Here is a 25,332-nt window from a genome sequence, read left to right as displayed (position 1 = left end):
CTCAAGGCGTCCACTGTCGTCGCCGCTGAAGCTACCACGCCGAACTCGGTCCGGGTGGGGTAGCGTTATGACGCTGCGCCGGCGTGCGTCGGCGCGTTGCAGGGAGAATTAGATGCCGAAGGTCGTGATACGAGAGAGCGACGCGCAGGTTTTCGATCGAGGATCGGGAGTCCGGAGCATCCCGCTGATGAACGGCGATCGCGGCTCACAGAACGTCTCGTCCGGCATGACCATCATGGAACCGGGCGCGGGCCTGCCCATGCACTTCCACGACACGGAGGAGTGCATCACCTGCGTCGAGGGTGAAGCGATGTGCTCGGTCGACGGCGAAGTGCTGAAACTGCGGCCCTTCGACCACATCTGGATCGCCGAGGGCTCGCACCACCGGTTCTGGAACGAGGGCACGGAGGCGATGCGCATCGCCTGGACCTACGGCAAGCCGGAGGTCATGCGGACGTTCGCCGACTCCGGCAAGACCGTGCGTCACATGTCCAAAGGCGATGTCGCGCGACCCACGTGAATGACCCGTCCGTAGACCGCGGCGCGCTGCGGCTCGGCTCTCGCGTCCTCGACTGGGGCACGCGCACGTTCGTGATGGGCGTGCTGAACGTGACCCCGGACTCGTTCAGCGGCGACGGCGTGGCGAACGATGCCGAGGCGCTGCAAGCCCGCATCGATGCGCTGCTGGACGCGGCGCCGGACATCATCGACGTGGGTGGCGAATCCACGAGGCCCGGTGCGGCGGAGGTACCGCCGGACGAGGAGATCGACCGCGTCAGTCCGGCGATTGCGGAACTGCGAAAGCGGTCGCCGAACATGCCGCTGTCCATCGACACGCGCAAGGCCGCCGTCGCGCGCGCGGCGCTCGACATGGGCGCGGTGATGGTGAACGACGTGACCGGCGGCATGCACGATCCCGAGATTCTCGAAGCCGCCGCTGAATCCGGAGCTGCCTTCGTCGTCACTCACAATCGTCGCGGCGAAGTGCGGCGCTCCGCAATCGGCCCGCACGTCGGAGCCGTGGACTACGACGACCTGGTGCGCGATGTGTGCCGCGACGGCGAGCGGCTGCTCGACCGGGCGCTGGGCGCCGGCATTCCGCGCGATCGACTGGTCTTCGATCCGGGATTCGGATTCGGAAAGTCTCCGGAGCAGAACGTCGACCTGCTCCGGGGAATGCCGGCGCTCAAGACGCTTGAGGCGCCGCTCATGGTAGGCGTGTCTCGCAAGTCGTTCGTCGGTTATGTGCTGGGACTGCCGGCCGATCGGCGTCTCGAGGGCTCACTAGCAGCTGCCGTAGTCGCGGTAGCCAATGGCGCGGATTTGGTACGGACCCATGACGTGGAAGCCACCAGGCGAGCGCTGGCGATGGCCGACGCGATCTATCGTCCGGGCGCTTAGGCGGACGGCGGGCGAGCCGAGATGGGAGGCGCTCCTCCGAAGACTTCGGCGTGACCCCTCCGTCATTCCGGCGGAGGCCGGAATCCAGTCCGGTCGAATCTGGAGGCGCGCCGGGCGCTTGGCATCGGGCGGGTCTCAGACCCGCCCCTACCGGATTCAGCAAGGACTCTCCCTCCGGAGATCGCTGCAAGATCCAGCCAAGCTTGACGATGACCGGGCGAGTCCCATCCGCCCGCAGGTTCAATGAAGGGTAGATTCCCGCTCCCCGCCTCCGCGGGGAAAGGCTCCACGGGAATGACGAATCTGTTGAAACTGGGCTTCGCAATTCTGGACGCGTTGCCAGGCTGCCTCGCCGTTCGTATGCTCAACCACTCCTTTGCGCACGCCTCATGCCAGGGCGCCGCGCCCACGCCGTGAATCGAGGTTCCGTGCGCACGGTGCTTCGCGGCCGTGACGGCCTGGAAGTGGTGATCAGCCCGGATGAGGCTTTCGTGCCCATCGGCGAGCGCCTCAACCCGACGAACAAGCCGAGACTCCAGCGCGCCTACGACGAGGGCAACTGGACCTACGTCCAGCGTGACGCCACGCGGCAGGTCGCGGCGGGCGCCAAGGTCATCGACGTCAACACGGGTGATCCGCACCACGAGATCGAGGCGCGCAAGATGCGCGACGCCGTGCGCGCGGTGCAAGAGGTGGTGGACGTGCCCGTCTCGATCGACTCGTACACCATCGACGTGCTGCTCGCGGGGCTCGAAGTTGCGCGGGGTCGGCCGCTGGTGAATTCCGTCCCATTCGAGGCGGACTACATGCAGGAGTTGCTCCCGGCCATTGCCGAGCACGACGCCTGCATGATCGGCATGTGCACCAAGGGCGGCGCCGCCATGCCGGAAACGGCGGAGGAACGGGTTGAAAATGCGCGCGCGCTGGTGGCGAGCGCCGCCGAGCACGGCATTGCCGCCGACCGGATCGTCATTGACCCGGTGTGCCTGCCGGTGGGGGCCAACGATGTCTTCGGGCCGGGTCTTTTGGGCGCCATTCGCACGCTGCATCGGGAGGACGACCTGAACATGTCCGTCGGGCTGAGCAACGTGTCGTTCGGATTGCCGGCCCGGCGCTCCCTGAACGGGGCGACCCTGCTCATGGCGATGGAGGCCGGATTGACCGCGGCGATCCTGGACATGACGCACAAGGAGATCCGGCACGCGGTGCTGGCGGCCAACCTCATCCGGGGCCGCGATGAGTACTCCATGAACTGGATCTCCAACTACCGCGCCGAGCAGGCTCGCGAAGAGGCGCGCAAGGCCAAACGCGCCGGGGGCTGAATCAGCCGGCGGAGAGCTGCGGGGCTTCCGTAGCCGCGTCTGCCAGGCGGGCAAAGCCCATGCCGTTGCTGGCTTTCAGCAGCACTGCGTCGCCGGCTGCCAGTTCCTGGCGCAGCCATACCGCCGCCGCGTCCACCGCTGCAGCTATCGATGCGGCGTCCTCGGTGTCGGCGGGAATCAAGTCCACGGATTGCAGACCCGCCGCACGGGCGCCCGCGGCAATCTCGGTGGCCAGCGCGCCGACGCAGACCAATCGATCCACAGTGGCGGCATCCCGTCCCACCTGCTCATGGGCGGCTGGGGCAAAGCTGCCCAACTCGAACATGTCGCCCAGCACGGCGATGCGGCGCCCCGCAACGGTCACGGCGGAAAGCGTGTCCAGAGCGACCTTCATGGAGGATGCGTTCGCGTTGTAGGTGTCGTCCAGCAGTAGGCCGCCTCCGGGCAGCGCCTGGAGCCGCATGCGGTGCGGCGCGGGCCGAAACTTGCGCAACCCGCGGCAGGCCGTCGCGGGTTCCACCCCAAGAGCCTGGGTCGTCGCGACCGCCGCGCCGAACGCAAGATCGATGGCGCCGGCCGTGCCGGGAACGTCAACGCTGTCGGTGAAGCTCCCAGCCGTGATGTGCACGCGTGTCCCCGGAGGATCGGCCAGCAGTTCGCCGCCTACGCGCACATCCGCCGCGTCCGACCGGCCGAACGACACCACCGGCCCTGGTGCGCGACGCCGCAACGCATCGGACCAAGGATCGTCGGCGTTCACGATGGCGGGCCCGTCTTCCGGGAGAGACTCAAAAAGCTCGCCCTTGGCCGTGGCGATGGCCTCCATCGAACCGAGTAGCCCCAGGTGCGCGCCGGCGATGGACGTGATCACGCCCACGTCCGGCCGCGCGTAGCCGCAGTAGCGGGCGATTTCCCCGACCACCTGTGCGCCGATTTCGACCACCGCGTAGCGGTGCCTGGGCGCTAACCGCGACAGGGTGGCCGGCACGCCCACCTCGGCGTTCTCGCTTCGCTCGGTGGAAATGGTGGATCCGGCGGCACTCAAGGCCGCAGCCACGGCTTCCTTCGTGGTTGTTTTGCCATTGCTGCCCGTGACGCCCACAAACGTCGCCGTCGAGCGCGAGCGCAGCGCGCCCGCCAACCGCTCGAACGCGGACTGCGGCGCCGCGGCGATCACTTGGCGCTCGATGGGCTGATCCGGATCGCGCCTGGCGCACAGCACCGCCGCGGCGCCGCGGGCGAAGGCGTCGCCAACGAAATCGTGGCCGTCCACTCGGGCGCCGGGCAGCGCCACGAAGAGCATGCCGGGCTCGATGCGGCGACTGTCGAAGTGCGCGGCGGTCATGACAAGGTCGTCGGCGCCGCGCGGGACCGGCTGCTCGGCGGCGACGGCCACGTCGGCCAGGCTGAACATCAGCCGTTGAGCCCGGACACCGCGCCGCGGATGCGACGACGCGCGCCGGCATCCAGATCCAGGCGCTCCAAGGTCTCGTCAAACACGCCGAGATACCACCGACGACGCGAGGCGTAGGTCGACGCCCGATCAGTTTGCGACGCTGCCTGACCGCGGCGCTCGCGCACGGCGGCGGTGGCGGCGTAGGTCAAGCTGCGCTCGGCGGCGGCGGCCCAAAACACCTGGATTGGTGCGGCGGCATCCGACGCGCCGGCCAGCTGGGCGGCGTGATCCTCAATGGCGTCCGCGGAGAGGGCGAATCCCGGAAACGTCAGCAGGTCGGCCGCGTCCAGTGCGGGGGCGGCCACCGCCAGGGTCTCCCAGTCGATGACGGCCAGCCGCCCGTCGGGACGCGGCATCAGGTTTAGCGGCGAGAACCCGTTGTGCACCACCAGCCGCGACGCGCGGATGAGCGGTCGCACGATGCCGGCCTCAAGGTCTTGCCAAGGGAGTTGCGGCGCCACGGCACGCGGCGTGGCGTCAGGCTCGGGAGCGGTCGACGGATCGCCGAGCCGGGCCGCGGCAATGGCAAGGCGCCGGCGCAGCGTGTCGCGCGTGATGCGGTCCAGATCGCTCTGGTAGGCGAGCGCCCTCAGCATGCCCGAGTTGCGAGCCGCGGCCTGGTGAAAGGCGGTCAGTGCTTCAACGGCGCGCTTCACCGAGCCGGCGCGCTCGTCCGAGTCCGCCGTTTCGAGCCGGTCGGCCAGGGAATCGGTTCCCAGGTCCTCCATGGCCACGGCGGCAAAGGCGTCCGGCGCCAGCACGGCCCCGTGTGGCTCGGGCGCCAATCCGGGCGCCTGGCGGCTAAGCAGGTCCAACGCCCGCTCCTCGCGCCGCCAGCGGTGGTGGTAGTAGCGGTCGACCTGCGGCCGGTACACCTTGACGATCAGCGACACCGGGCCGGAGCGGATGCGCCAGATTTCATGCCGCGCGTCGGCGGCGACGGAATGCCAGGACCATGGACCCGGCTGGCCACTCGCCTCAAGTATTGCGCCCACTCCGACACGCAGGTCCTCACTCGCGCCGGATGTACTCACGTCCCCAGCCGTTTCGCGTCGTCGGCCAGCAACTCTTCGAGGGTCGCGTCGAGCACGTGGGCGTTCATCGGCCGGTCGAGGAGACCCCCGTCTGCAGCCGCCCGTACCGCATCCGCGTCGCCCACCACGCGTCGTCGTCGCGCCAACAGCCATCCAAGGAAGCTGATGGGCCGGCCGTGATAGAGCAGCAGGAAGTCGCCGTCGGCGGCGACGAATGCCGGACGGGTCCACGTGGCGACGCCCCAGAAGGCCGCGCCCACCGCCGCGGCGAGGGCGATGGCCAGCGCCGCCCACGCCGACTCCAGCATCGCAGCCGCGATGGCGCACAGGCCTGCGGTGGCGAGGGTGCCGGCCCAGAATCCCAGCACGATCTTTTGCCGATTCAGGCCGACGATCTCCCAGTGGTAGTGCAGCGGCGACGCCAACAGCGGCAGTGGGAATCGCTGATGCGGAACCGGCGAGCCGTCCGACAGCCGGGGATCGCGCCAGCGTCGGTACAGCGGCACCAGGATCTTGGCTTGCAGCAGTGACGAGAGGCCTTCCAGCAGCAGGGGCGCCGCGATCAGCGGCCACAGCAAGTCGACGCCGGCCACGATTGCCGCGGCTGCCGAGGCCGCACCGAGCATCAGGGCTCCGCTGTCGCCGATGTAGATGCTTGCCCGCCGATTGGCGCCGCGATTTGCCGGCGACCACTCCGAAGGCAAATTCCACACTAGGAGCCCGGCGGCAATGGCCGCGACGCCGAGCGGCCAACCGGCATGACCGACACCGGCGGCAATCCCGGCCGCGAGCGCGGCGCCGGCCGTCGCGATGGCCACCGTGCCGGGCGTGAGGCCGTCCATGCCGTCGCTGAAGCTGGTTGCCAGCGTCGTTCCGAGGATCAGCGCCAGGTACCAGACGCTCAGCGGCACGTGCGCGCCCGTTCCCAGCCAGTGCGCCAGCGCGTAGGGCGATGCCGCGCCGGATTCGTGGGCGCCGGGGCCAACCACGAGCGCCGTCGCGCCGACGCTGAGGATGAGCGCGATGACCAGGTAGGCGCCCTCGGGCACGCCGCGTCCGACGCGCGTCTTGCGCAGGTCGTCGGCGAGCCCGAATAGAAAGAACCCGGCCGCGCCGGCCAGCACCCACCAGGCGCTGGATGCGGCTGGGCCCGCCGACAACAGCGCCGCGGCGACAACCGCGGCGACGGCGGCGGCAAGGCCGCCCACGAGCGGCAGCTTGCCGGACACGCCGAGCGGCGTGGCGATCTGGTGCGCCCCCCGCTTGACCTCGGCCGAACGAAAGTGCGGCAACCAACGTCGAAGCGCCGCAGAGCCCCCCGCGGCAATGACGAAGGCGAAGCCGGCCGCCAGGCCGATCGCCAACCCAGGCTCTATGCGACCCTCCGACGTGTGGCGGGCGTCAGGGTTACGGTAGCAATCAGTCGTGCCGCGCTTCCGCGCCAACCGACGCATAGACGTCGAGAATCTTGCCCACTTGTCGCCGCCAGGAGAACTCCTGCTCGGCGCGCGCTCGCAGATTCTCGCCGTAAGTTCGGCGCGTGTCGGCGTCTCGCACGAGGCCCAGGATCTCGACGGCGAGCGCCGGCACCGACCCCCGCTCGGCCAGCCGGGCCTCCGGCCCCAGGAACTCGGCGGCTACTCCACGTGCGTAGGCCACGGTCGGCAGGCCGGTGGCCATGTAGTTCAGCACCTTGCCGTTGCCCTCCGTTTCCGACCGCTTGGGCGCCACCGCGAGGTCGCAGAGCCGCAGGTGCGCCGGGGCTTGGGCATAGGGGACTCGGCCCGTGAACGTGACGTGCTCCGCGAGCCCGGCCTGTCTGGCCGCCTGCTCGTATTCCGCGGCGTTGGGGTAGCCCATTATCAGGAAGTGCGTTCCGGGCTCGGCGTCCACCACCAGGCGCGCGGCCCGAATGAGGTCGCCGGTCCCCTGGTATTCCGCGAGCAGGCCCAGGTAGCCGACCACCAGCCGACTCGGCGGAATGCCGAGCTGCCGGCGCATCGTGGAGAGGTCGGCAGCATCTTCGGGCGCTCGCGGGCGAAACCGCGCCACGTCGACGCCGTCCGGAACGCTGAGAATCCGTCCCGCCGACCACGACTTGCGCCCGGCAAGCTGGTCCCGGGCAAACGCCGAACTCGTGACGACGCGGTCGGCCGCAGCCTCGGTCACACGCTCGATCAGGCTGAAGATCTGCAGTCCGGGACCGTCCGGCGAGAGGAATCGATGGTCCACCATCTCGCTGGTCAGGCTTCCCTGGTAGTCCAGGATCAGCGGCACCCGACGAGCGCGCGCGAGCGGCCAGCCAATCGCCGCGCCTTCGTGCAGGTGGCCGTGCACCACGTCAATGGGTTGGCGCAGGCCGCGAGCGAGCACCAATCCAGCCAGCAGTGGGTCTAGGAGCAGCTTGCGCCGGTGCGAGCCGACGTGCGCGCCCGACTGACGGCGAAACGCCGGAAGTCGCACCACGCGTAGCCCGTCCGGCGTGGCGCCGGTCGGATAGGTAAAAATTGTGACGGTGTGGCCCAGCGCTTGCAGCGCACGGGCTTCCTCCAGGATCCGCACGTGACACCCGTAGTCCGCGAAGAATCCCGTCGGCGCGATCATGGCGACGCGAAGGCTCATCGCCGTCGTCTTTCGTGGAGGGTGCATTGACCATCCGTACGGATGCCCAAACCCAATTCGTGTCCGACGGGCCTGACGCTACGCGGGCCGTTGGCGCCGCCATTGGTCGGTCTGCGCGGCCGGGAGACCTCGTCGCGCTTCAGGGCGAGCTGGGTGCGGGCAAAACCGTGGTCGCCCAGGGCATTGCCCAGGGGCTTGGCGTCGTGGAGGGCGTGACGTCGCCGACCTATGTGCTCGTGTCGGTCTATGGGTCGGGCCGATTGCGGCTGCAGCATGTTGATCTCTACCGCCTGGCGGGCGCGCTCGACCTGGATTCCATCGACTGGGAGGACTTGCTCGACGAACCGGCGGTCACGGCTGTCGAGTGGTCCGAACGAGCCGGTGATCGAATGCCCGCCGACTGCTTGCTCGTGGCGATCCAGGCGGAGTCGACGAACCGGCGCACGTTGACGCTCTCAGCCGGCGGACCTCGCAGTCGGGAACTCCTCGCGGGCGTGGGAGCACGGATGGCGGCGCGCTGACGATGGTACTCGCGATGGACACCACAGGCTCCGCGCCCGCCATGGCGCTGCTGCACGGTGACGATGTGCTGGCGTCGTGGCAGGGCGACACCGCGCTGACGCCGCTCATCAGCGGCCTGCGGGCCGTGCACTCGGGCCAGAATCTGTCCGTGCAGGAATTGCATGGGCGCCTGAGCACGGTTGCCGCGGCCATGGGGCCGGGACGTTATGCGCGACTGCGCGCCGGCGTGGCCTTCGCGAAGGGCCTGGCGACCGGCCTGGGCGTGCCCTTCGTTGGTGTGCGATCCGCGGCGGCGGTGACTCGCGCCGCCGGCGGCCACGCCGGGCCGATCGTCATCCCCGCCGGCCGTGGCCGCCTCTACTGCTGGACCGCTGGGCGGGGCGCGCCGCTTGGCCCCGCCATCGGCCCGCCCGAGCTCGCGGCGCAGCTTGGATCGGGCGTGACCGTGGCCGGTGACGTCGACGACGACTCGGCGGAGGGAATCCTCGCTTCCGGACTGCGGCTGCGACGCATTCAGCCCGTTGAGGTCGCGCAAGCCGTCGGCCACCTGGCGGGCGAGCGCGATCCGTCGATGGTTGGCGTGGAAGTGGCCCGGCCAATCTACGCCCCCGCTGCCGGCCATGGTTGACGGTCGCGCCGCTGGTCCGGAGATCGTGATCGAGCCGATGCAGCTCGATGACCTGCCCCAGGTGCGACGCATCGAGAGGGCCTCGTTCTCCGTGCCCTGGCCGCGCGACTCGTATCGACGGGAGATCATGGATAACCAGCGGGCGTGGTATTTCGTGGCGCGCCGCCCCGGCGTGGAGCCGCCGCCGCAGCCCCCTCCGCGACGGTTTCCGTTCAACCTGTGGCCGCGCGCCCCGGCGCCGGGCACCGACATCGTCGCGTTCGGTGGGATGTGGCTCATGATCGACGAGTCGCATATCACGACCATTGCGGTCGATCCCGACTACCGCCGGCGCGGGTTCGCCGAAGCGCTGATCATCGAGATGGCCAAGCTCAGCCGGCTGCGCGGCGCCACGCGCATCACGCTCGAGGTGCGCATGAGCAACCGGGCGGCGCAGAATCTCTATCGCAAGTACGGCTTCGTAGACCATGGCGTGCGCCCGCGCTACTACAGCGACGATCGGGAGGATGCGCTGATCATGTGGAGCGAACCCATCCACGGGCCGGACTTCCATGCGCGCCTCACGCGCAATGAGCGCGATCTGGCCGAGCGCCTCAGCTGGGCCGCACGCTTATGACGGTCGCGGACCGGCCGCTGGTCGCGGCCATCGAGACGTCCTGCGACGACACTTCCGTGGCGGTGGTCCGGGCGGGACGTGAGGAGTTGGCGCTGAAGAGCCAGACCCAAATCGAGCCGCACGCCGCGATGGGCGGCATCGTGCCGGAAGCCGCCGCTCGCATCCACGTCGAGGCCATCGACGCCGTGTGGAACGCGTGCCTGGCGGACGCGGGAGTCGAGTCTGCCGAGATCGATGCGCTGGCCGTCACGCAGGGCCCCGGACTCCCCGGCTCGTTGCTGGTGGGTCTGGGCTTCGCGCAGGGTCTGGCGGCGGCCGTGGACTGCCCGCTCATTCCGGTGAACCACCTGGAAGGCCACTTCGCCTCGCCGTGGCTCAACAACGGCGATCCGCCGGAGTTTCCGCTGATGGCGCTAATCGTGTCCGGCGGTCACACCGAGCTTGTCTATGGCGCCGCGCTCGGCGAATACCGGGTCATCGGCCGCACGCGCGACGACGCCGCCGGGGAGGCCTTCGACAAGGTGGCGCGGATGCTTGGCTTGGCATATCCGGGCGGGCCGGCCATCCAGCGGGCGGCGGAAGGGCGCGACGGATCCCCCTTCGAGCTGCCGCGAGCCTGGCTCCCGGGCACCAGCGACTTCAGCTTTAGCGGGCTCAAGACCGCGGTGCGGCGGCTGGTCCACGACGAGCTGGGTCCGGTCGAGGCGGCGCGGATTGGTGCGGCGGACAACGGCGCGGCCGGCATCGACGATGCCGACTTCGTGGCGGATGTGGCCCATGCGTTCGAGGTTTCCGTGGTTGACGTTCTCGTGGCCAAGACCGTGCGCGCGGCCAAACAGATGCGCGCCGCCACGATCACGCTCACCGGCGGCGTGGCGGCGAATGCGAGGCTGCGCGCGGCGCTGGACGCGGCTTCGCCGGTTCCCGTGCACGTGCCCGCGCTCAAGCACTGCGTGGACAACGCCAGCATGATCGCGGTCGCCGGGACCTGGCGACTGGAGCGCGGCGAGGTGGCGACCAATCCCCTCGAACCCGAACCTGGATTGACGCTGGCTTAGGCGAGTCCGGCGGGCCGTCGGCTGTCGAGCGCGCGGCTGTAGAGATCGAGATAGCTGCGCGCGGCGGCGTCCCAGGAGGCGTCGTGGGCCATGCCCTGGCGCATGAGCGCGCGCCAGGCGTCCGGGTAACGGTAGGTCTCCAGCCCGCGCGCGATGGCCCCAAAGAAGTCGATGGGGTCGTAGCGATGAAACACGAACCCGGTGCCGTGCTTGGTTCGCGCGTCAAAATCCGGCACCGTGTCGGCGAGCCCGCCCGTGGCGCGCACGACCGGCACGTTGCCGTAGCGCATGGCGATGAGCTGGCCCAGGCCGCACGGCTCGTGGCGCGACGGCATGAGGAACATGTCCGTCCCGCCGTAGATCCGCTGCGCCAGCGGCGGGTCGAAGCGGAGAGCGACCGCGACGTGATCGGGGTGCTGGCTGGCGGCCTGGGACAGCAGCTCGTGGTGGCGCGGGTCGCCGGTGCCCAGCACCGCGAGTTGCGCCCCGCGCTCGACGATGTGGGGCAACACCGGCGCCAGCAAATCCAGCCCCTTGTGGTCGGCCAGTCGCGACACCATGCCCAGCAGGGGCGTGTCGGCTTCAACCGGCAGCCCGAGCTCGCGCTGCAGCGCGGCCTTGTTTCGAGCACGAGGCGTCATGTCTCGCAAGCTGAAGTTGCCCGCCAGGTGCGGGTCGGTTGCGGGGTCGAAAGTAACCGTGTCGATGCCGTTGACGATGCCCGCGATGCCGTCCTGCCGCTCACGGAGCAGCGCGTCCAGTCGCTCGCCGTAGGCCGGCGTCAAGATTTCCCGGGCATAGGTGGCGCTGACGGTGTTGACGGCGTCGGCAAAGCGAATGCCGCGCGCGAGGAAATTCACCCGCGGCGAAGGCTCGGGACCTGTCGTGTGTTCCGGAGATTCCCCGTCCGCAAGCCCCGCGGCGTGCAACAGCTCTTCGCCGAAATGCCCCTGGTAGGCCAGGTTGTGAATCGTCAGCACGGTCGCCGGGCCGTTGGCGTGCGCCCGATTGGACCTCGCGGCGTGAATCCAGTTGGGAACCAGGCCGGAATGCCAGTCGTGGCAGTGGACAACGTCCGGTCGCCATCCCAGCGTCCGCGTGGCCTCCAGCGCACCGCGCGAGAAGAACACGAACCGATGGCCGTCGTCTGGGTAGCCGTACAGGTCGGGCCGGCCTGCGAAGTAGTCGTCGCTGCCGATCAGGTATAGCGGGAACGGGCTCCGCTCCACCTGCCCGACCTTGCCCTGCTCGACGGCCCCATTCATGGACACCCTCAACGCGGCGCCGTTCGACGTGATCGGATGCACTGCGGGATCGATCGCTCCGTAGTGCGGCAGCGCAACCCGCACGTCGGCGCCAAGGTTGCGCAGCGCGGTTGGCAGCGACCCGACCACGTCGCCCAAGCCGCCGGTCCAGGCGTAGGGCGTGCACTCGGCGGCGAGCATCAGCACCCGCAGCGGGCGCGCGTCGGCTGAATTCAATGTTTGAAGTGGCGTTCGCCCACGAACACCAGCACGCCCTCGTGAGCATCGACGGCGGTCACCACCGCGTCGTCCTCGACCGAGCCGGAGGGAGCCGCGATGGCCCGCACGCCGGCTGCCAGCGCCTCCTCCGGGCCGTCCGTCTTGGGAAAGTAGGCATCGGACACCAGATAGCTCCCCGCGGCCATGGCTCCTGCGTGGGCGATGGCGTGGCGCACCGCGTCGACGCGGTTCATCTGGCCGACGCCCACTCCGACGAGCATGCCGTCATTGACGAGCACCACGGCGTTGGACTTCACGTGCCGAATCACCCGCATCCCGAATCGCAACTCCGCCAGATCCGCATCCGTTGCTGGCACGGCCGACACCGACCGCATTTCGAGGTTTTCCCCGGGGCTTCGGTCGGGGTCCTGCACCAGATAGCCGCGGTCGAGGCCCCACACGTGGGCCGACTCGAACCGCAGCGGGCGCCTGTCCGGCGGATCGGACCAGCAGATGATGCGCAGGCTCTTGCGCCGGCGCAGCCGTCGCAGCGCGTCGTCGGCGTACCCGGGCGCCACGACCACGTGATAGAAGTGGCCCTTCATCGCCGCGACGGTCTCGATGTCGACCTCGCGGTTGAATCCCACAATGCCGCCGAATGCGGACAGCGGATCGCCGGCGTGCGCGCTCACATACGCCTCTTGCAGTGAGTTCCGCACCGCAAGGCCGCACGGATTGGTGTGCTTGACGATGGCGACGGCCGGCCGGTCGTGGTCGTTCGCGGCGGCCCAGGCGGCCTGTAGGTCGAGAATGTTGACGTAAGACAACTCCATGCCGTGCAGCTGCTCGATGCCCGCGAGCGCGCCGTGGCCGAGCTCCGGATCGCCAGCCGCGTAGAACGCGCCGCGCTGGTGGGGGTTCTCGCCGTAGCGGAGGTCCTGCACTCTCTGCAGCGGCACCGTCAGCCGGCGTGGAAAGTCGTCCCCGGCCTCCGCCTGGAAGTATCCGGCCACGTGCGCGTCATAGAAGGCCGTGAGCGCGAAGGCCTTGGCCGCCAGCTCGCGCCGCAGATCCGCGCCCTCCCCACCGGCCTCGATGGCGGCCAGGACGCGGTCGTAGTCGTCTGGATCGGTGACGGTCCAGACGCCGGCGTGGTTCTTGGCGGCGGCCCGAATCATGGCCGGACCGCCGATGTCGATGTTCTCGACCAGCTCCGCGTGATCGTCGGTTCGGGCCAGGGTCGCCGCGAACGGATACAGGTTCACGGCCACGAGGTCGATCGGCGCCAACCCATGCTCGACTAGCTGGTCTTGGTCCGATTCAAGGTCGCGTCGCGCCAGCAGGCCGGCGTGAATCGCCGGGTGCAGCGTCTTCACCCGGCCGTCGAACATCTCGGGCCAACCGGTCACCTCGTCGATCGACCGCACCGAAACGCCGGCGTCCCGCAGCGCCTGGGCGGTGCCCGACGAGGCCACGATTTCCCAGCCCAGGGCGTGCAGGCCCGCGCCCAGGCGGTCGATGCCGCGCTTGTCGGCGACGGCCAGCAGAGCGCGCGGCGCGCTCATGCCGTGGTCACCGGCGGATCAACGTGCGCGACGCCGTCACGAACGTGAACTCGCCCATCCGCGAACCATTGCAGCACTTCGGGATAGATGCGGTGCTCCTGCTCCAGGATGCGTGCCGAAAGCGTGTCCACCGTGTCGTCAGGATGCACGCACACGGCCGCCTGCGCCACGATCGGCCCGCTGTCCAGGTCTTCCGTCACCAGGTGCACGGTGCAGCCGGAGAGCTTGACGCCCGCGGCCAGGGCGTCGGCTTGCGGTCTGGGCGCCATCGTTCCGCCGAATGCCGGAAGCAGCGACGGGTGGATGTTCAAGATCCGGTAAGGGAATGCCTCCAGGAAGAACGGACGAAAGATCGCGCTGAATCCGGCGAGCGCGATGGTGTCGACCCGCGCGTCCTGCAGGACCTCCAGCATGTGCCGCTGCTGCGCGCTGCGCGTGGGAAAGTCGCGGCGGACGATGAGGTGGGCGGGCACGGCGAACTCGCGTACGAGATCGAGCACCCCGGCGCCCGCGCGGTTGCACACCAGCGCCGGCACTTCCGCGCGCAGCCGACCCTCCCGAATGGCCTCGAGGATCGCGCGCGCGTTGGAGCCGCGGCCCGAGGCCATCACGCCGAGCCGCATCAAGCGGCATCCGGCGCGCTCACGCGTCGATAAGCTCCACCGCCGCGCCGTCGCGCGGCGCCACCGATCCGGCCACGAACGCGCCGGAAAGCTCGTTGAGCAGCGCTTCGCCGGCATCGGGCCGGCACACGATGATCACGCCGACGCCCATGTTGAAGACCCGGTACATCTCCTCACGGGTGACCTCTGCGGTTTCCTCGATCCACGCATACAGCGGCGGAGTCACCCACGCCGCGGGCGACAGCCGCGCCGCAAGCCCGTCCGGCAGGATGCGCGGCAGGTTGTCAACGAGTCCGCCGCCGGTGATGTGGGCGGCCGCAAGCACGCCGGGAACCCGAAAGGCCGGGAGCAGCGCCTCCACGTAGGATTCGTGCGGCGTGAGCGCCGCATCGATCGCGGTGGTCTCGCCAAGCGGCGCCGCCGGATTCCCGCGCTCCAGCGCGCGCCGGACCAGACTGTAGCCGTTGGTATGCGGACCCGCCGCCGGCAGCCCCACGCAGACATCGCCCACGCGAATCTTGTCTGGATCCGCCAGGTCGACCTGCTCGGCGACGCCGATCACGGTGCCGGCGAGGTCGTAGGCCCCGGACCGATAGGTGTCGGGCAACTGCGCCGACTCGCCGCCGATGAGCGTCACGCCTTCGGCGCGGCAGGCCTCGGCGATGCCGCGCACCAAACGCGTCACCACGTCGCGCTCGAGGTGCGCCGCCGCCACGTAGTCGAGGAATGCCAGCGGGCGCACGTTCTGCACGGCCAGGTCGTTCATGCAGTGGCGCACGATGTCGCCGCCGGCAAGCTCGGGACGATCCCAATCCAACGCGAGCAGGAGCTTGGTGCCCAGCGAGTCCGTGCTGGCCAGCAGCACCGGGTCTCTCATATCCGCGGGCAGCCGCAGGCCGCCGGCAAAGGCTCCAAATCCGGGCAGCGACGCATCGTCCGACGTGCTGGCCACGGCGTTCCGCAGCGCCGCCTTGAGCGAGTCGTTGTGGTCGAGGTCGACGCCGGCGTCCGCATAGGCCGAGCGCGGCGCGGTGCTCATGGGCCGTGCTCGGCGGACTCGGCCTCGGATTCCTCCAGCGGAAACATCGCGGCCTGGCGGGGGAACACCGGCGCGGTCTGCAACTCGGTTGGCCGCTCGAGCTCGAACTTGTCGAAGGCCAGCTGCACGTCGATGGGGTAGTCACGCGTGAAACAACCCAGGCACAGCTCGCCGTGCGCCTGGCGGGTGGCGGCCACCAGGTTCGGAATGCTGAGGTAGTCGAGGCTGTCGGCGCCGATGGCTTCGCAAACGTCCGCCACCGGCCGCTCATGCGCGATCAACTCGTCGGGATCGGGGATGTCGATGCCGAGAAAGCAGGGCCAGCGGATCGGCGGGGCGGTGATCCGGACGTGGACCTCGCTCGCCCCGCCCCGCTCGCGCAGCAGATCCACCAGTTGGTGCTGCGACGTGCCGCGCACGATGCTGTCGTCGACCATGACCACCCGCTTGCCCTGCGTGACGCTGGGGAGCGCGTTGTACTTGAGACGCACCCAGAGCTTGCGCAGCTCAATGGACGGCTCGATGAACGTGCGACCGATATAGCGATTGCGCAGGAAGCCGTCGGCGTAGGGCAGGCCGCTGGCCTCGGCGTAGCCGGTCGCGGCGGCGATGGCCGAGTCCGGCACGCCCACGACCAGGTCCGCGTCTACCGGATTCTGCAGCGCGAGCCGGCGTCCCATCTCGCGGCGCACGGAGTGGACCAATTCGCCCCTGAGGGACGAGTCGGGCCGTGTGAAGTAGATGTACTCGAAGGTGCAGAGGGCGTGACGGTGCGGCGGCGTTGCGTGCTGGGACTTCAGGCCGTTGGCGCCGATGGACAAGACCTCGCCCGGCTCGATTTCCCGTTCGAATTGGGCGCCCACCGCGTCCAACGCGCAGGTTTCCGACGTCACGATCCACGCGCCGTCGATCGAGCCGAGGCACAGCGGGCGGTTGCCCATGGAGTCACGCGCGACGATGACCTCGTTGGGGGTGGCTACCGCCAGGCAGAACGAGCCCTGGAGCCGCGGCACGGTGTGGCACACCCGCTCGAACACGCTGCCGCCGGGCGCGCCGGCAATTGCCTGGGCGATAACGGCCGTGTCGGACGTGGCCGTGGTGTGATAGCCGGCTTCGCCATTTGAGTCCCGCAGGTGCAGGGCGTTGACGATGTTGCCGTTGTGGGCCACCGATATCGGCCCCAACTCGGTCGCTTGCAGCACCGGCTGGATGTTCTGCGTGGTGTTCGAGCCGCTGGTGGAGTAGCGGCAGTGCCCGATCGCGAGGTGCCCGTGGGCTTCGGCCAGGATGTCGCCCCGAAATACCTGCGAAACCAGCCCCTCGTCCTTGACGGTGTAGAGGTCCTCGCCGTTCCCCAGCGTGATGCCCGCGCCTTCCTGCCCCCGGTGCTGGACGGCGTAGAGCCCCACGTAGGCCAGGGCGGCGACATCCGCATCGGGACCATAGACCGCGACGACGCCGCAGGCTTCGCGCAGGTTGGGCAGCCCCAAAGGGGCAGCAGGTTCGTAGATTGGGAGAGGGTGTGATGGGACTCGGAATCTTGCCGGCGCCGGTGCGTTGGACGGCGTCGGCCCGCATGGACTGGAGCGCGTGAATGCCAGCGGGGCTACCCCGGATTCCCTCCCTGCCGCATCTTAACCGTTCGGCTGGCGTCCGGCGAGTGCGGCATCCAAGCCCTGGTCCCATGCTCGATGAGCTTCGTCGAGCGGCACGTCGATGGAGCCGAGGCGCAGCCGGTCGCCGCCGACGCGGCCCAGCGCGCGCAGGGGGACGTCCGCCGCTAGAGCGAGTCGTTCCACGTCCGGCCACGCCGCGGCGGTGGAGCTGATCACGATTCGCGACGGAGCTTCGCCGAAGAGCGCGACGTCGTCTCGCTCGTGAGACGAACCGATTTCGAGCCGCACGCCGATGCCGCCTGCGAAAGCGCTCTCGGCAACGGCGACGGCCAGTCCGCCGTCGCTGCAGTCGTGGGCCGAGACCAGCAGCCCGGCCTGGATCAGGTCACGGAGCGCGGTCTGGACGGCCAACTCGGCTTCAAGGTCGATGGTTGGGGCGCCGGCAACTTGCCCGTGGACAACCGCCAGATACTCACTGCCATCGAGCGCCGGCGGCGTGTCGCCGAGCAATCCCACGACATCGCCCTCGGTGCCCAGCGCGACTCCGCAACTCGCGTCGGCGTGCGCCAGCAGGCCGAGCATGCCGACCACGGGCGTGGGCCAGATGGCCTGGTCGCCCGATTCGTTGTAGAGGCTCACGTTGCCGCTGATCACCGGGGTGCCGAGCGCTCTGCAGGCCGCGGTCATGCCGTCGATCACGCGCGCCAGCTGGTAGTAGACCGCCGGGTCTTCCGGCGAGCCGAAGTTGAGGCAGTTGGTGATCGCGAGCGGCGTGGCGCCGGTACAGGACACGTTGCGCGCGGCCTCGGCCACCGCCATGGCGCCGCCGTGGAACGGGTCCAGGTAGCAATGCCGCGCGTTGCCGTCGGTGCACAGCGCGATCGCGCGGTCCGTCCCCTTGATGCGCATCACCGCCGCGTCTCCGCCCGGCGGACCCATCGTCCGGGTGCCCACCATGTGGTCGTATTGCCGGTAGACGCCGCGCCGGCTGGCAATGTTGGGGGACGCCAGCATCGTGAGGAGGGTCCGCGAGAGATTCTCCGGCTCGGGCACGTCCTCAACGTTCAGCCGCTGCACGTCGTCCAGGTAGGCCGGTCGCTCGACGGGAAACTCGTAAGTCGGGGCATCGACCAGCATCGACACCGGCAGCTGCGCCACGTCGACCGAACCCTCGGTAACCCGGATGTCGCTCCCGTCGGCCACGTGGCCGATGACGTCGCTATGCAGTCCCCACTTGGTGAAGACGGCGCGGACGTCATCCTCGCGCCCGGCGTGCGCCACGACGAGCATGCGCTCCTGGCTTTCACTTAACATAACTTCATAAGGCGTCATGCGGTCGGCGCGCCGCGAGACGCGGGCCACGTCGATGGCGACGCCGCAGCCGCCGCGTTCCGCGGCTTCGATCGTGGCGCTGGTGAGGCCGGTCGCTCCCAGGTCTTGCAGTCCGGCCACGCCTCCCGTCGTCAGCGCTTCCAGGCACGCCTCGAGCAGCAGCTTTTCCATGAAGGGATTGCCGACCTGCACCACGCCGCGATGCGAGGCCTCAGGGTCTTCCACCGAGGCGAACGTGGCGCCGTGGATGCCGTCGCGACCCGTGTCCGTGCCAACGAGGATCAGGGGATTGCCCGGTCCCGAGGCGGCGGCGCTGGTCAGGTCTTCATGGCGAATGAGGCCCGCGCACATGGCGTTGACCAGCGGATTGCCCGCGTAGCACGACGCCACCTGAATCTCGCCGCCGACCGTGGGCACGCCCACACAGTTGCCGTACCAGGCGATGCCCCCGACCACGCCGTTTGCCAAGAATCGGCTGCGGGCGTCGTCGAGGGATCCGAATCGCAGGCTGTCCAGAATGGCAATGGGCCGCGCGCCCATCGTGAAGATGTCGCGCAGGATCCCACCCACTCCGGTAGCCGCGCCCTGAAACGGCTCGACGGCGCTCGGGTGGTTGTGGCTCTCGACCTTCATCACGATGGCCAGCCCGTCGCCGATGTCCACGGCCCCGGCGTTTTCCTCTCCGGGACCGATCAGCACTCGCGGGCCGGATCCGGGAAAGCGGCGCAGCAGCGGGCGCGAGTGCTTGTAGCCGCAGTGCTCGCTCCACATGCCGCCGATGATTCCGAGCTCCACCGCATTGGGGGCGCGGTCGAGCAGGTCGAAGGCGTGATGATATTCGTCGCGCGTCAGCGCCACTTCGCGCAGGGTGGCGTCGTCGGGGACGGCCCGATCGGTGGGCGCGGTCACGCGGCCACGCGAGCGAGCACGGACTCCCACACCATTCGCCCGTCCGTGCCGCCAAGCGCGGTCTCACTGCAGCGCTCGGGGTGGGGCATCAGTCCAACCACGTTGCCCCGAGCGTTGCAGATGCCCGCGATATCGCCGACTGAGCCGTTGGGGTTGGCCTCCGCCGCGCGCCTGCCGTCGGCGTCGATGTAGCGCCAGACGATCTGGTCGTTGTCGTGCAGCTCCTCCAGGGTGGCGCGGTCCGCGACATAGTTGCCCTCGCCGTGTGCGATGGGCATGCGCAGGACCTGGCCCACGTCGGCCGATCCGGTAAACGGCGTGCGCTGCGTCTCCACGCGCACGTGCACCCATTCGCAACGGAACTCGACGCAGGCGTTGGGCAGCATCGCGCCGGGGAGCAAGCCTGATTCGAGCAGGATCTGGAAGCCATTGCAGATCCCGAGCACCGGTATGCCGCGCTCGGCCGCTTCGCGCACGGCGCGCATCACGCGGGCCTGCGCCGCCATGGCGCCGGTGCGCAGATAGTCGCCATAGCTGAATCCGCCGGGCAGCACGACGAGGTCATAGCCGTCGAGCGACGATGTCGCGTGCCAGACCAAGTCGGTCGGCACCCCCATCACTTCCGCCAGCGCATGGTGCGTGTCGGTGTCGCAGTTGCTGCCCGGAAATACGATGACCGCCGCGCGCACGCCGTCTACCAGGCGGTGTCGCTGAGTTTGAGCGGTTGCGGCTCGATCAGCTCCAGCTCGAAGTCCTCAATCACGGGATTGGTCAGCAGCTGCTCGCACATGGCTTGGACGCGCTCGCGCGCGGTGGCGGCGTCCGGCGCGACCAACTCGACATCGACGATCTTCCCGACGCGCACGTCGCGAACGCCGTCGAAACCAAGATCTCCGAGTCCCCCCGCGACGGTGGCTCCCTGCGGATCGTTGACGCCGGGTTTGAGGCGCACGAATACGTGCGCGGTGTAGATCTGGGGCAGGCCGCTCACGCCGCCAGGCGCTCGCGGATCTCGCGATAGCGCGCCGCGGTGCGCTCCACGATCGCGTCCGGCAGCGCCGGAATCGGGGGCTCCCGGTCCCAGCCAATCTCGATCAGGTGGTTGCGCACGATCTGCTTGTCGAAGCTCGGCGGCGAGAGGCCGACATCGTATTCCGCCACGTCCCAGAAGCGGGACGAATCCGGCGTGAGGACCTCGTCGATCAGGGTCAGCTCGCCATCGACCCAGCCGAACTCGAACTTGGTGTCGGCGAGGATGATGCCGCGCTCGCCCGCGTAGTCGCGGCCGCGGGAGTACACCGCAATGCTGACGTCCCGCAGGCGCCCGGCCAACTCGGCTCCCACCAGGTCGCTCAGCTGGGCGAAGCTGATGTTCTCGTCGTGGCCGGTCTCGGCTTTCGTCGCGGGCGTGAACAGCGTGTCGGCGAAGGGCTCGGCCTCCTGCATGCCTTCGGGGATGTCGATGCCGCAGATTTGGCCCGTGCGCTGATAGTCCACCCAGCCGGAGCCGGTGATGTAGCCGCGTACCACGCACTCCGCGTCGATGCGCTCGGCGCGCTTGACCAGCATGGTCCGGCCGCGCAGTACGTCGGCGTGCCGGCGCACGTCGTCGCCCATGGCGTCCACGTCGGTCGTGATGAGGTGGTTCGGCACGATGTCCTCGGTGAGACCAAACCAGCGCTCCGACATGCCCGTGAGCACGGCGCCCTTGTCTGGAATGGCCGTTGGCAGCACGTGGTCGAATGCCGAAATGCGGTCGGTGGTGACGATCAGCAGCTTGTCGTCTAGGTCGTAGATGTCACGCACTTTCCCGCGGTTGATGAGCCGCAAGCCCTCCAGATCGGTTTGGGTAACCGTGTTTGTCATGTCGCGCTCACCTCCGCCTATGGCGCCGGGGCGTCCGGCGCGGCGTCTTCGTTCAAGCCTAGTCTCTCGTACGCGGCGTCGATCCATTTCAAATGCGGATCCGGGCTAAAGGCCGAATTCAAGTCGTCGGGTGTGAGCCGATCGGTTACGCGCGGATCCCCGGTGATCAGGTCGCGGAATGACGCTCCACTGGTCCAAGCCGTGCCGGCGTGGTCCTGCACGATGGCGTAGGCCTCCTGGCGCGACATGCCGGCGCGCACCAGGGCCAGCAATACCCCCTGCGAGTAGATGAGGCCGCCGGTCATGTCCACGTTCGCGCGCATCCGTTCCGGGTAGACCCGCAGGTCGCGCATGACGTTGGTGAAGAGCCACAGGATGTAGTCCAGCGCCATGCATGAGTCGGGGATGAGCACGCGCTCCGCCGACGAATGACTGATGTCGCGTTCGTGCCACAGCGCCACGTTTTCCAGCGCCGCCTGAGCGTTGGACCGGACCAGCCGCGCGAGGCCGGAAACGCGCTCGCAGCGCGACGGATTGCGCTTGTGCGGCATGGAGGACGACCCGTGGCGGCCCTCTTCGAACGGCTCTTCGGCCTCGCGAATCTCGGTGCGCTGCAAGCTGCGGATCTCGGTGGCGAATTTGTCGAGCGAGCTGGCGATGCCGGCCAGCGTGGTCATGAAATGCGCGTGGCGGTCGCGCTGGACGATTTGGTTCGTAACCGGCGCCGCGGTCAACCCAAGCTCGGCGCAGGCCCACTCCTCGACCCGCGGCGGCACGTGGGCATGCGTGCCCACCGAGCCCGAGAACTTGCCCACGCTCACGGTCGCCTTCGCGTCGCACAGGCGCTGACGTTGGCGCCGCACCTCGTCGATCCAAATCAGCAGCTTGAGACCGAAGGTGATCGGCTCCGCGTGCACGCCGTGGCTGCGCCCGATCATGAGCGTGCGGCGATGTTCCAGCGCCAGCCGTGTCAGGACTCGCGACAGGTCGTCCAGGCGCTCGAGCAACTGATTGGCGGACGCGACGAGTTGCAGCGCCAGCCCCGTGTCCAGCACGTCGGACGAGGTGAGGCCCAGGTGCAGCCAGCGGCCCTCGGGACCCACCGACTCGGCCAGGGCATCCACAAATGCGTTGGTCTCGTGGTCGCTGGTTCGTTCGAGCTCGTCGATGCGCTCGAGGGTGAAGCTGGCGCGCTGCAGCAGCTCGGCCTCGTCGGCGGGAATGCGGCCGTCCCGTGCCCAGGCGTTGACCGCCGCCAGCTCGACGCGCCGCTGGAACTCGAAGTACATCTGGCGGTCCCAGATCGCGCCCATCTCGGGCCGGGTATAGCGCGGAATCACGATGCGACCGCCATGCCGAGCGCGTCGGCGGCGATGTCCGACCGGTATCCCGCGCCCCGAAAGCGAATCGAGGCGGCGAGGGCATAAGCCTCGTCGCGCGCCTCACCCAGGTCGTCGGCAATGCCCACGGCGGCGAGGACGCGCCCTCCCGCCGTCCGCACCGCGCCGTCTCGGCGCTCAGTGCCAGCATGAAAGACCAGCCCGCGGTCGATGGCGTCCAGCCCGTCGATCGGAAGACCGCTCTCGGATGGGCCCGGGTAGCCTTCGGACGTCACCACGACGGCCACCGCCGCCTGTGTCGGAGTGGAAATGCTTGCGCGATCCAGCGTGCCGCTCACCGCGGCGTCGATGAGGTCAACGAAGTCGCCTTGCAGCACGGGCAACACGACCTGGGTCTCCGGGTCGCCCATGCGGCAGTTGAACTCGATCACCTTGGGTCCCTCGGCCGTCAGAATGAGTCCGGCGAACAGGATTCCGACGTAGGGGCGTCCCTGCGCCCGCATGCGGGCCAGGACCGGGGCGATGATCTCGCGCTCGACGCGCGCCACGAGCGCCGCGGGCGCGTCCGGCACGGGTGTGTAGCTGCCGACGCCTCCGGTGTTCGGTCCTCGGTCGCCATCGCCGATGCGCTTGTAGTCGCGGGCCACGCCGATGGTGCGAAACGTCGTGCCGTCCGACAGCGCGAGCACGGATAGCTCGGGACCATGCAGCAGCTCCTGCACCACCACGCGCGCGCCGGAGGCGCCGAACGCGCCGTCGACCATCATGTGGCGAATCGCCGCATCGGCTTCCTCGGGGGTGCCGCAGACAATCACGCCCTTGCCAAGAGCCGGACCGTCGGCCTTGACCACCACTCCTCCCGGTTCGTCCTCCACGTAGGCCAGCGCCTCGTCGACATCGTTGAACGTGGCGTGGGCGGGCGCCGGCACGCCGAGCTGCGTGGCCAGGGCGCTCGAAAAGGCCTTGCTGCCTTCGATCTCCGCCGCGCGCCGCGTCGGTCCAAAGGCCGGCACGCCGATTGTTTGCAATGCGTCCACAAGACCGTCGATCAGCGGATCCTCGGGCCCGACCACGACCATGTCGGGACGTTCCGATCGGGACCACCGGACAAGGTCGTCAATGTCGCCCGCGCCGATGTCGAGCGTTCGGGCGACATCCTGGGTGCCTGCGTTGCCCGGCGCGCAGTAGATCTCGGCATGCGGTCGGTCTTGGCGCAGCCGCCAGCAGATCGCGTGCTCGCGACCGCCGCCGCCCACGACCAGCAGCTTGGGGGCCGCCTGCTGAATGTTCATTCCCATTCGATGGTCCCCGGGGGTTTGGAGGTGATGTCGTAGACCACACGATTGACGCCCGGAACCTCGTTTACCAGCCGGCTCGAGATTCGCGCCAGCACTTCGGCCGGGATGCGGGCCCAGTCGGCGGTCATGAAGTCGTCGGAGGTGACGGCGCGGACCGCCACCAGCTCGCCATAGGTTCGCTCGTCGCCCATCACGCCCACGCTGCGCACTCCCGGCAGCACGGCGAAGTACTGCGCGAGGGAATGCGTGGCGGCGATGGGCTCTAACTCTTCGAGCACGATGGCGTCCGCCGCCCGCAGCGTTTCGACCCGCGCGGGCGTCAGGTCGCCGAGCGCGCGCACGGCGAGGCCCGGCCCGGGGAAAGGCTGGCGGTCGACGATCGATCCCGGCAGGCCAAGCTCGCGCCCCACGGCGCGCACCTCGTCCTTGAAGAGCTCGCGCAGCGGCTCCAGCAACTCCAGGCCCAGGCGATCGGGCAACCCGCCGACGTTGTGATGCGACTTGATGACCGCCGCGCCCTCGCGACCACCGCTTTCAATCACGTCGGGGTAGATCGTGCCCTGTGCAAGGAAGCGTGCGTCGTCGATGCGGGCGGCCTCGCGCTCGAAGGCGCGAATGAAGGCCTCGCCGATGATGGCGCGCTTCCGCTCGGGCTCGGTCACGCCTTGCAGGCCGGTTAGGAACTCCTCCGCCGCGTCCACGACGATGAGATCGAGGTCTTGGCTGGTGCGGAGCGCGTCGCGGACCTGCGCGACCTCGCCTGCGCGCAGCAAGCCGGTGTCGATGAGGATGCAGGTGAGCCGGTCGCCGATCGCGGCGTGCACCAGCGCGGCGGTGACGGCGCTGTCGACGCCGCCGCTGAGCCCGCAAATCACGCGGGCGTCGGCGGCACGGCGGCGGATGTCGGCGATGGCCTCGCGTACGAGGGACGCCGGGGTCCAATCACCGCGGCAGCCGCAAACGTCGCGCGCGAAATTGCGCAGCAGATCCAGCCCATGCGATGTGTGCCGGACCTCGGGATGGAACTGCAGCGCGCTGACGCCGTTGCCGTTGGACATGGCCGCCGTGGGCGAGTGTGCGGTTGCGGCGACCGAGCGAAAGCCGGGCGGCAGCTCTTCGACCACATCGCCGTGGCTCATCCACACGTCAAACGCCGGCGGCAGGCCGGCGAACAGCGGATGCGCCCCGTCGGCGACGCGCACGCGCGCCGGGCCGTACTCGCGCCGCGACGCGCGTTGCACGCGGCCGCCCAAGCTGTGGCTGAGGAGCTGCATGCCGTAGCAGATGCCCAGGACCGGAACGCCCGCGTCCAGCACGTCCGCCGGAAGCTGAGGCGCGCCCGGCGCATAGACGCTGGCCGGACCGCCGGAGAGCACGATGCCGCGCAGGTTGCGGCGGTCGACCGTGCGCAGTTGGTCAGGGGCAAGGAGCTCGGTGCGGACGCCGACTTCGCGAATCCGCCGAGCGATGAGCTGGCTGTATTGCGACCCGAAATCGAGGACCGCGATGGTCTCGTGTCCGATCGATGCAGCGATGTCCGCGCCGGCGCCGATCGCGTCCGGGCGTGGGACAACTCCGCGGGCGCTCGATTCGGTGAGCAGTAGGCCTCCCTGCGGCGCCCG

General features: G+C 69.3%; 23 protein-coding genes. 7 read left to right on the top strand and 16 right to left on the bottom strand.

From position 1 onward, the window contains the following. The first annotated feature begins 112 nt into the window (after positions 1-112). From OXG33_02230 to OXG33_02220, 3 genes are all read left to right on the top strand, one after another. Positions 113-520 carry a cupin domain-containing protein gene (locus OXG33_02230; GenBank protein ID MCY4112743.1) on the top strand — a complete coding sequence of 136 codons (408 nt, stop codon included), beginning with the start codon at positions 113-115 and terminating at the stop codon, positions 518-520. Then, positions 517-1,401, top strand: a complete 885-nt coding sequence (gene folP / locus OXG33_02225; GenBank protein ID MCY4112742.1) for a dihydropteroate synthase — start codon at positions 517-519, stop codon at positions 1,399-1,401. Before OXG33_02230 ends, folP begins: the two co-directional genes overlap by 4 nt. 413 nt (positions 1,402-1,814) lie before the next feature. After that, entirely contained in the window at positions 1,815-2,723 is a 909-nt protein-coding gene (locus OXG33_02220; GenBank protein MCY4112741.1) for a dihydropteroate synthase, read from the top strand. Position 2,724: 1 nt separating this feature from the next. On the opposite strand, the gene OXG33_02215 is transcribed toward OXG33_02220, so the two are convergent. The 4 genes from OXG33_02215 to OXG33_02200 are packed head-to-tail and all read right to left on the bottom strand — an operon-like array spanning position 2,725 to position 7,835. After that, entirely contained in the window at positions 2,725-4,137 is a 1,413-nt protein-coding gene (locus OXG33_02215) for a UDP-N-acetylmuramoyl-tripeptide--D-alanyl-D-alanine ligase (GenBank protein ID MCY4112740.1), read from the bottom strand. Next, positions 4,137-5,213, bottom strand: coding sequence for a phosphotransferase (locus OXG33_02210; GenBank protein ID MCY4112739.1), 1,077 nt, complete (start codon positions 5,211-5,213; stop codon positions 4,137-4,139). Before OXG33_02210 ends, OXG33_02215 begins: the two co-directional genes overlap by 1 nt. Then, positions 5,210-6,577, bottom strand: a complete 1,368-nt coding sequence (locus OXG33_02205; GenBank protein ID MCY4112738.1) for a hypothetical protein — start codon at positions 6,575-6,577, stop codon at positions 5,210-5,212. Before OXG33_02205 ends, OXG33_02210 begins: the two co-directional genes overlap by 4 nt. Positions 6,578-6,632: 55 nt before the next feature. Continuing rightward, positions 6,633-7,835 (bottom strand): glycosyltransferase family 4 protein, encoded by a 1,203-nt coding sequence (locus OXG33_02200; GenBank protein ID MCY4112737.1) that lies wholly within the window; start codon positions 7,833-7,835, stop codon positions 6,633-6,635. 26 nt (positions 7,836-7,861) lie between these two features. On the opposite strand from OXG33_02200, the gene tsaE reads away from it, so the two are divergent. The 4 genes from tsaE to tsaD are packed head-to-tail and all read left to right on the top strand — an operon-like array spanning position 7,862 to position 10,659. After that, positions 7,862-8,356, top strand: a complete 495-nt coding sequence (gene tsaE / locus OXG33_02195; GenBank protein MCY4112736.1) for a tRNA (adenosine(37)-N6)-threonylcarbamoyltransferase complex ATPase subunit type 1 TsaE — start codon at positions 7,862-7,864, stop codon at positions 8,354-8,356. 14 nt (positions 8,357-8,370) lie between these two features. After that, on the top strand, positions 8,371-8,985 hold the full coding sequence (locus OXG33_02190) for a hypothetical protein (protein MCY4112735.1): 615 nt from the start codon (positions 8,371-8,373) through the stop codon (positions 8,983-8,985). Then, positions 8,978-9,601, top strand: a complete 624-nt coding sequence (rimI, locus tag OXG33_02185) for a ribosomal protein S18-alanine N-acetyltransferase (GenBank protein ID MCY4112734.1) — start codon at positions 8,978-8,980, stop codon at positions 9,599-9,601. Before OXG33_02190 ends, rimI begins: the two co-directional genes overlap by 8 nt. Beyond that, positions 9,598-10,659, top strand: coding sequence for a tRNA (adenosine(37)-N6)-threonylcarbamoyltransferase complex transferase subunit TsaD (gene tsaD / locus OXG33_02180; GenBank protein ID MCY4112733.1), 1,062 nt, complete (start codon positions 9,598-9,600; stop codon positions 10,657-10,659). Before rimI ends, tsaD begins: the two co-directional genes overlap by 4 nt. Here the strand turns inward: tsaD and OXG33_02175 are convergent. From OXG33_02175 to guaA, 12 genes are all read right to left on the bottom strand, one after another. Beyond that, a complete protein-coding gene (locus OXG33_02175; GenBank protein MCY4112732.1) occupies positions 10,656-12,140 on the bottom strand; it encodes a glycogen synthase in 1,485 nt (494 codons plus the stop codon). The two genes, tsaD and OXG33_02175, sit on opposite strands and share 4 nt — an antisense overlap. Beyond that, positions 12,137-13,687 (bottom strand): bifunctional phosphoribosylaminoimidazolecarboxamide formyltransferase/IMP cyclohydrolase, encoded by a 1,551-nt coding sequence (gene purH, locus OXG33_02170; protein MCY4112731.1) that lies wholly within the window; start codon positions 13,685-13,687, stop codon positions 12,137-12,139. Before purH ends, OXG33_02175 begins: the two co-directional genes overlap by 4 nt. Continuing rightward, positions 13,684-14,310: a phosphoribosylglycinamide formyltransferase gene (gene purN / locus OXG33_02165; protein MCY4112730.1), complete on the bottom strand. Its 627-nt coding sequence runs from the start codon at positions 14,308-14,310 to the stop codon at positions 13,684-13,686. The genes purH and purN overlap by 4 nt, the downstream gene beginning before the upstream one ends. 19 nt (positions 14,311-14,329) lie before the next feature. Next, positions 14,330-15,349, bottom strand: a complete 1,020-nt coding sequence (purM, locus tag OXG33_02160; protein MCY4112729.1) for a phosphoribosylformylglycinamidine cyclo-ligase — start codon at positions 15,347-15,349, stop codon at positions 14,330-14,332. Next, positions 15,346-16,839, bottom strand: a complete 1,494-nt coding sequence (purF, locus tag OXG33_02155) for an amidophosphoribosyltransferase (GenBank protein ID MCY4112728.1) — start codon at positions 16,837-16,839, stop codon at positions 15,346-15,348. Before purF ends, purM begins: the two co-directional genes overlap by 4 nt. Positions 16,840-16,983: 144 nt before the next feature. After that, on the bottom strand, positions 16,984-19,206 hold the full coding sequence (gene purL, locus OXG33_02150) for a phosphoribosylformylglycinamidine synthase subunit PurL (protein ID MCY4112727.1): 2,223 nt from the start codon (positions 19,204-19,206) through the stop codon (positions 16,984-16,986). Continuing rightward, on the bottom strand, positions 19,203-19,895 hold the full coding sequence (gene purQ / locus OXG33_02145; GenBank protein MCY4112726.1) for a phosphoribosylformylglycinamidine synthase subunit PurQ: 693 nt from the start codon (positions 19,893-19,895) through the stop codon (positions 19,203-19,205). The genes purL and purQ overlap by 4 nt, the downstream gene beginning before the upstream one ends. A 5-nt stretch (positions 19,896-19,900) precedes the next feature. Next, entirely contained in the window at positions 19,901-20,197 is a 297-nt protein-coding gene (purS, locus tag OXG33_02140; GenBank protein ID MCY4112725.1) for a phosphoribosylformylglycinamidine synthase subunit PurS, read from the bottom strand. Continuing rightward, positions 20,194-21,072, bottom strand: coding sequence for a phosphoribosylaminoimidazolesuccinocarboxamide synthase (locus OXG33_02135; protein MCY4112724.1), 879 nt, complete (start codon positions 21,070-21,072; stop codon positions 20,194-20,196). The genes purS and OXG33_02135 overlap by 4 nt, the downstream gene beginning before the upstream one ends. 17 nt (positions 21,073-21,089) lie before the next feature. Continuing rightward, positions 21,090-22,412 carry an adenylosuccinate lyase gene (gene purB, locus OXG33_02130; GenBank protein MCY4112723.1) on the bottom strand — a complete coding sequence of 441 codons (1,323 nt, stop codon included), beginning with the start codon at positions 22,410-22,412 and terminating at the stop codon, positions 21,090-21,092. Further along, the gene (purD, locus tag OXG33_02125; protein MCY4112722.1) at positions 22,409-23,710 is read right to left on the bottom strand and encodes a phosphoribosylamine--glycine ligase; all 1,302 of its coding nucleotides are present in this window, start codon (positions 23,708-23,710) and stop codon (positions 22,409-22,411) included. Before purD ends, purB begins: the two co-directional genes overlap by 4 nt. After that, complete coding sequence (guaA, locus tag OXG33_02120; protein MCY4112721.1) at positions 23,701-25,233, bottom strand: glutamine-hydrolyzing GMP synthase; 1,533 nt, start codon at positions 25,231-25,233, stop codon at positions 23,701-23,703. The genes purD and guaA overlap by 10 nt, the downstream gene beginning before the upstream one ends. Between the last annotated feature and the right edge of the window lie 99 nt (positions 25,234-25,332).

Source organism: Chloroflexota bacterium (assembly GCA_026708035.1).
GTDB lineage: Bacteria > Chloroflexota > UBA11872 > UBA11872 > UBA11872 > JAJECS01.
The sequence above is the reverse complement of the archived record's forward strand: the minus strand, read 5'-3'. Positions and strand labels throughout refer to the sequence as shown.

Bases quoted from the DNA above. Each gene is read 5' to 3' on its own strand.
- OXG33_02230 (MCY4112743.1), top strand. From the start codon at position 113: ATGCCGAAGGTCGTGATACGAGAGAGCGACGCGCAGGTTTTCGATCGA.
- OXG33_02215 (MCY4112740.1), bottom strand. From the start codon at position 4,137: ATGTTCAGCCTGGCCGACGTGGCCGTCGCCGCCGAGCAGCCGGTCCCG.
- OXG33_02200 (MCY4112737.1), bottom strand. From the start codon at position 7,835: ATGAGCCTTCGCGTCGCCATGATCGCGCCGACGGGATTCTTCGCGGAC.
- OXG33_02190 (MCY4112735.1), top strand. From the start codon at position 8,371: ATGGACACCACAGGCTCCGCGCCCGCCATGGCGCTGCTGCACGGTGAC.
- rimI (MCY4112734.1), top strand. From the start codon at position 8,978: ATGGTTGACGGTCGCGCCGCTGGTCCGGAGATCGTGATCGAGCCGATG.
- tsaD (MCY4112733.1), top strand. From the start codon at position 9,598: ATGACGGTCGCGGACCGGCCGCTGGTCGCGGCCATCGAGACGTCCTGC.
- purH (MCY4112731.1), bottom strand. From the start codon at position 13,687: ATGAGCGCGCCGCGCGCTCTGCTGGCCGTCGCCGACAAGCGCGGCATC.
- purN (MCY4112730.1), bottom strand. From the start codon at position 14,310: ATGCGGCTCGGCGTGATGGCCTCGGGCCGCGGCTCCAACGCGCGCGCG.
- purM (MCY4112729.1), bottom strand. From the start codon at position 15,349: ATGAGCACCGCGCCGCGCTCGGCCTATGCGGACGCCGGCGTCGACCTC.
- OXG33_02135 (MCY4112724.1), bottom strand. From the start codon at position 21,072: ATGACAAACACGGTTACCCAAACCGATCTGGAGGGCTTGCGGCTCATC.
- purD (MCY4112722.1), bottom strand. From the start codon at position 23,710: ATGGGAATGAACATTCAGCAGGCGGCCCCCAAGCTGCTGGTCGTGGGC.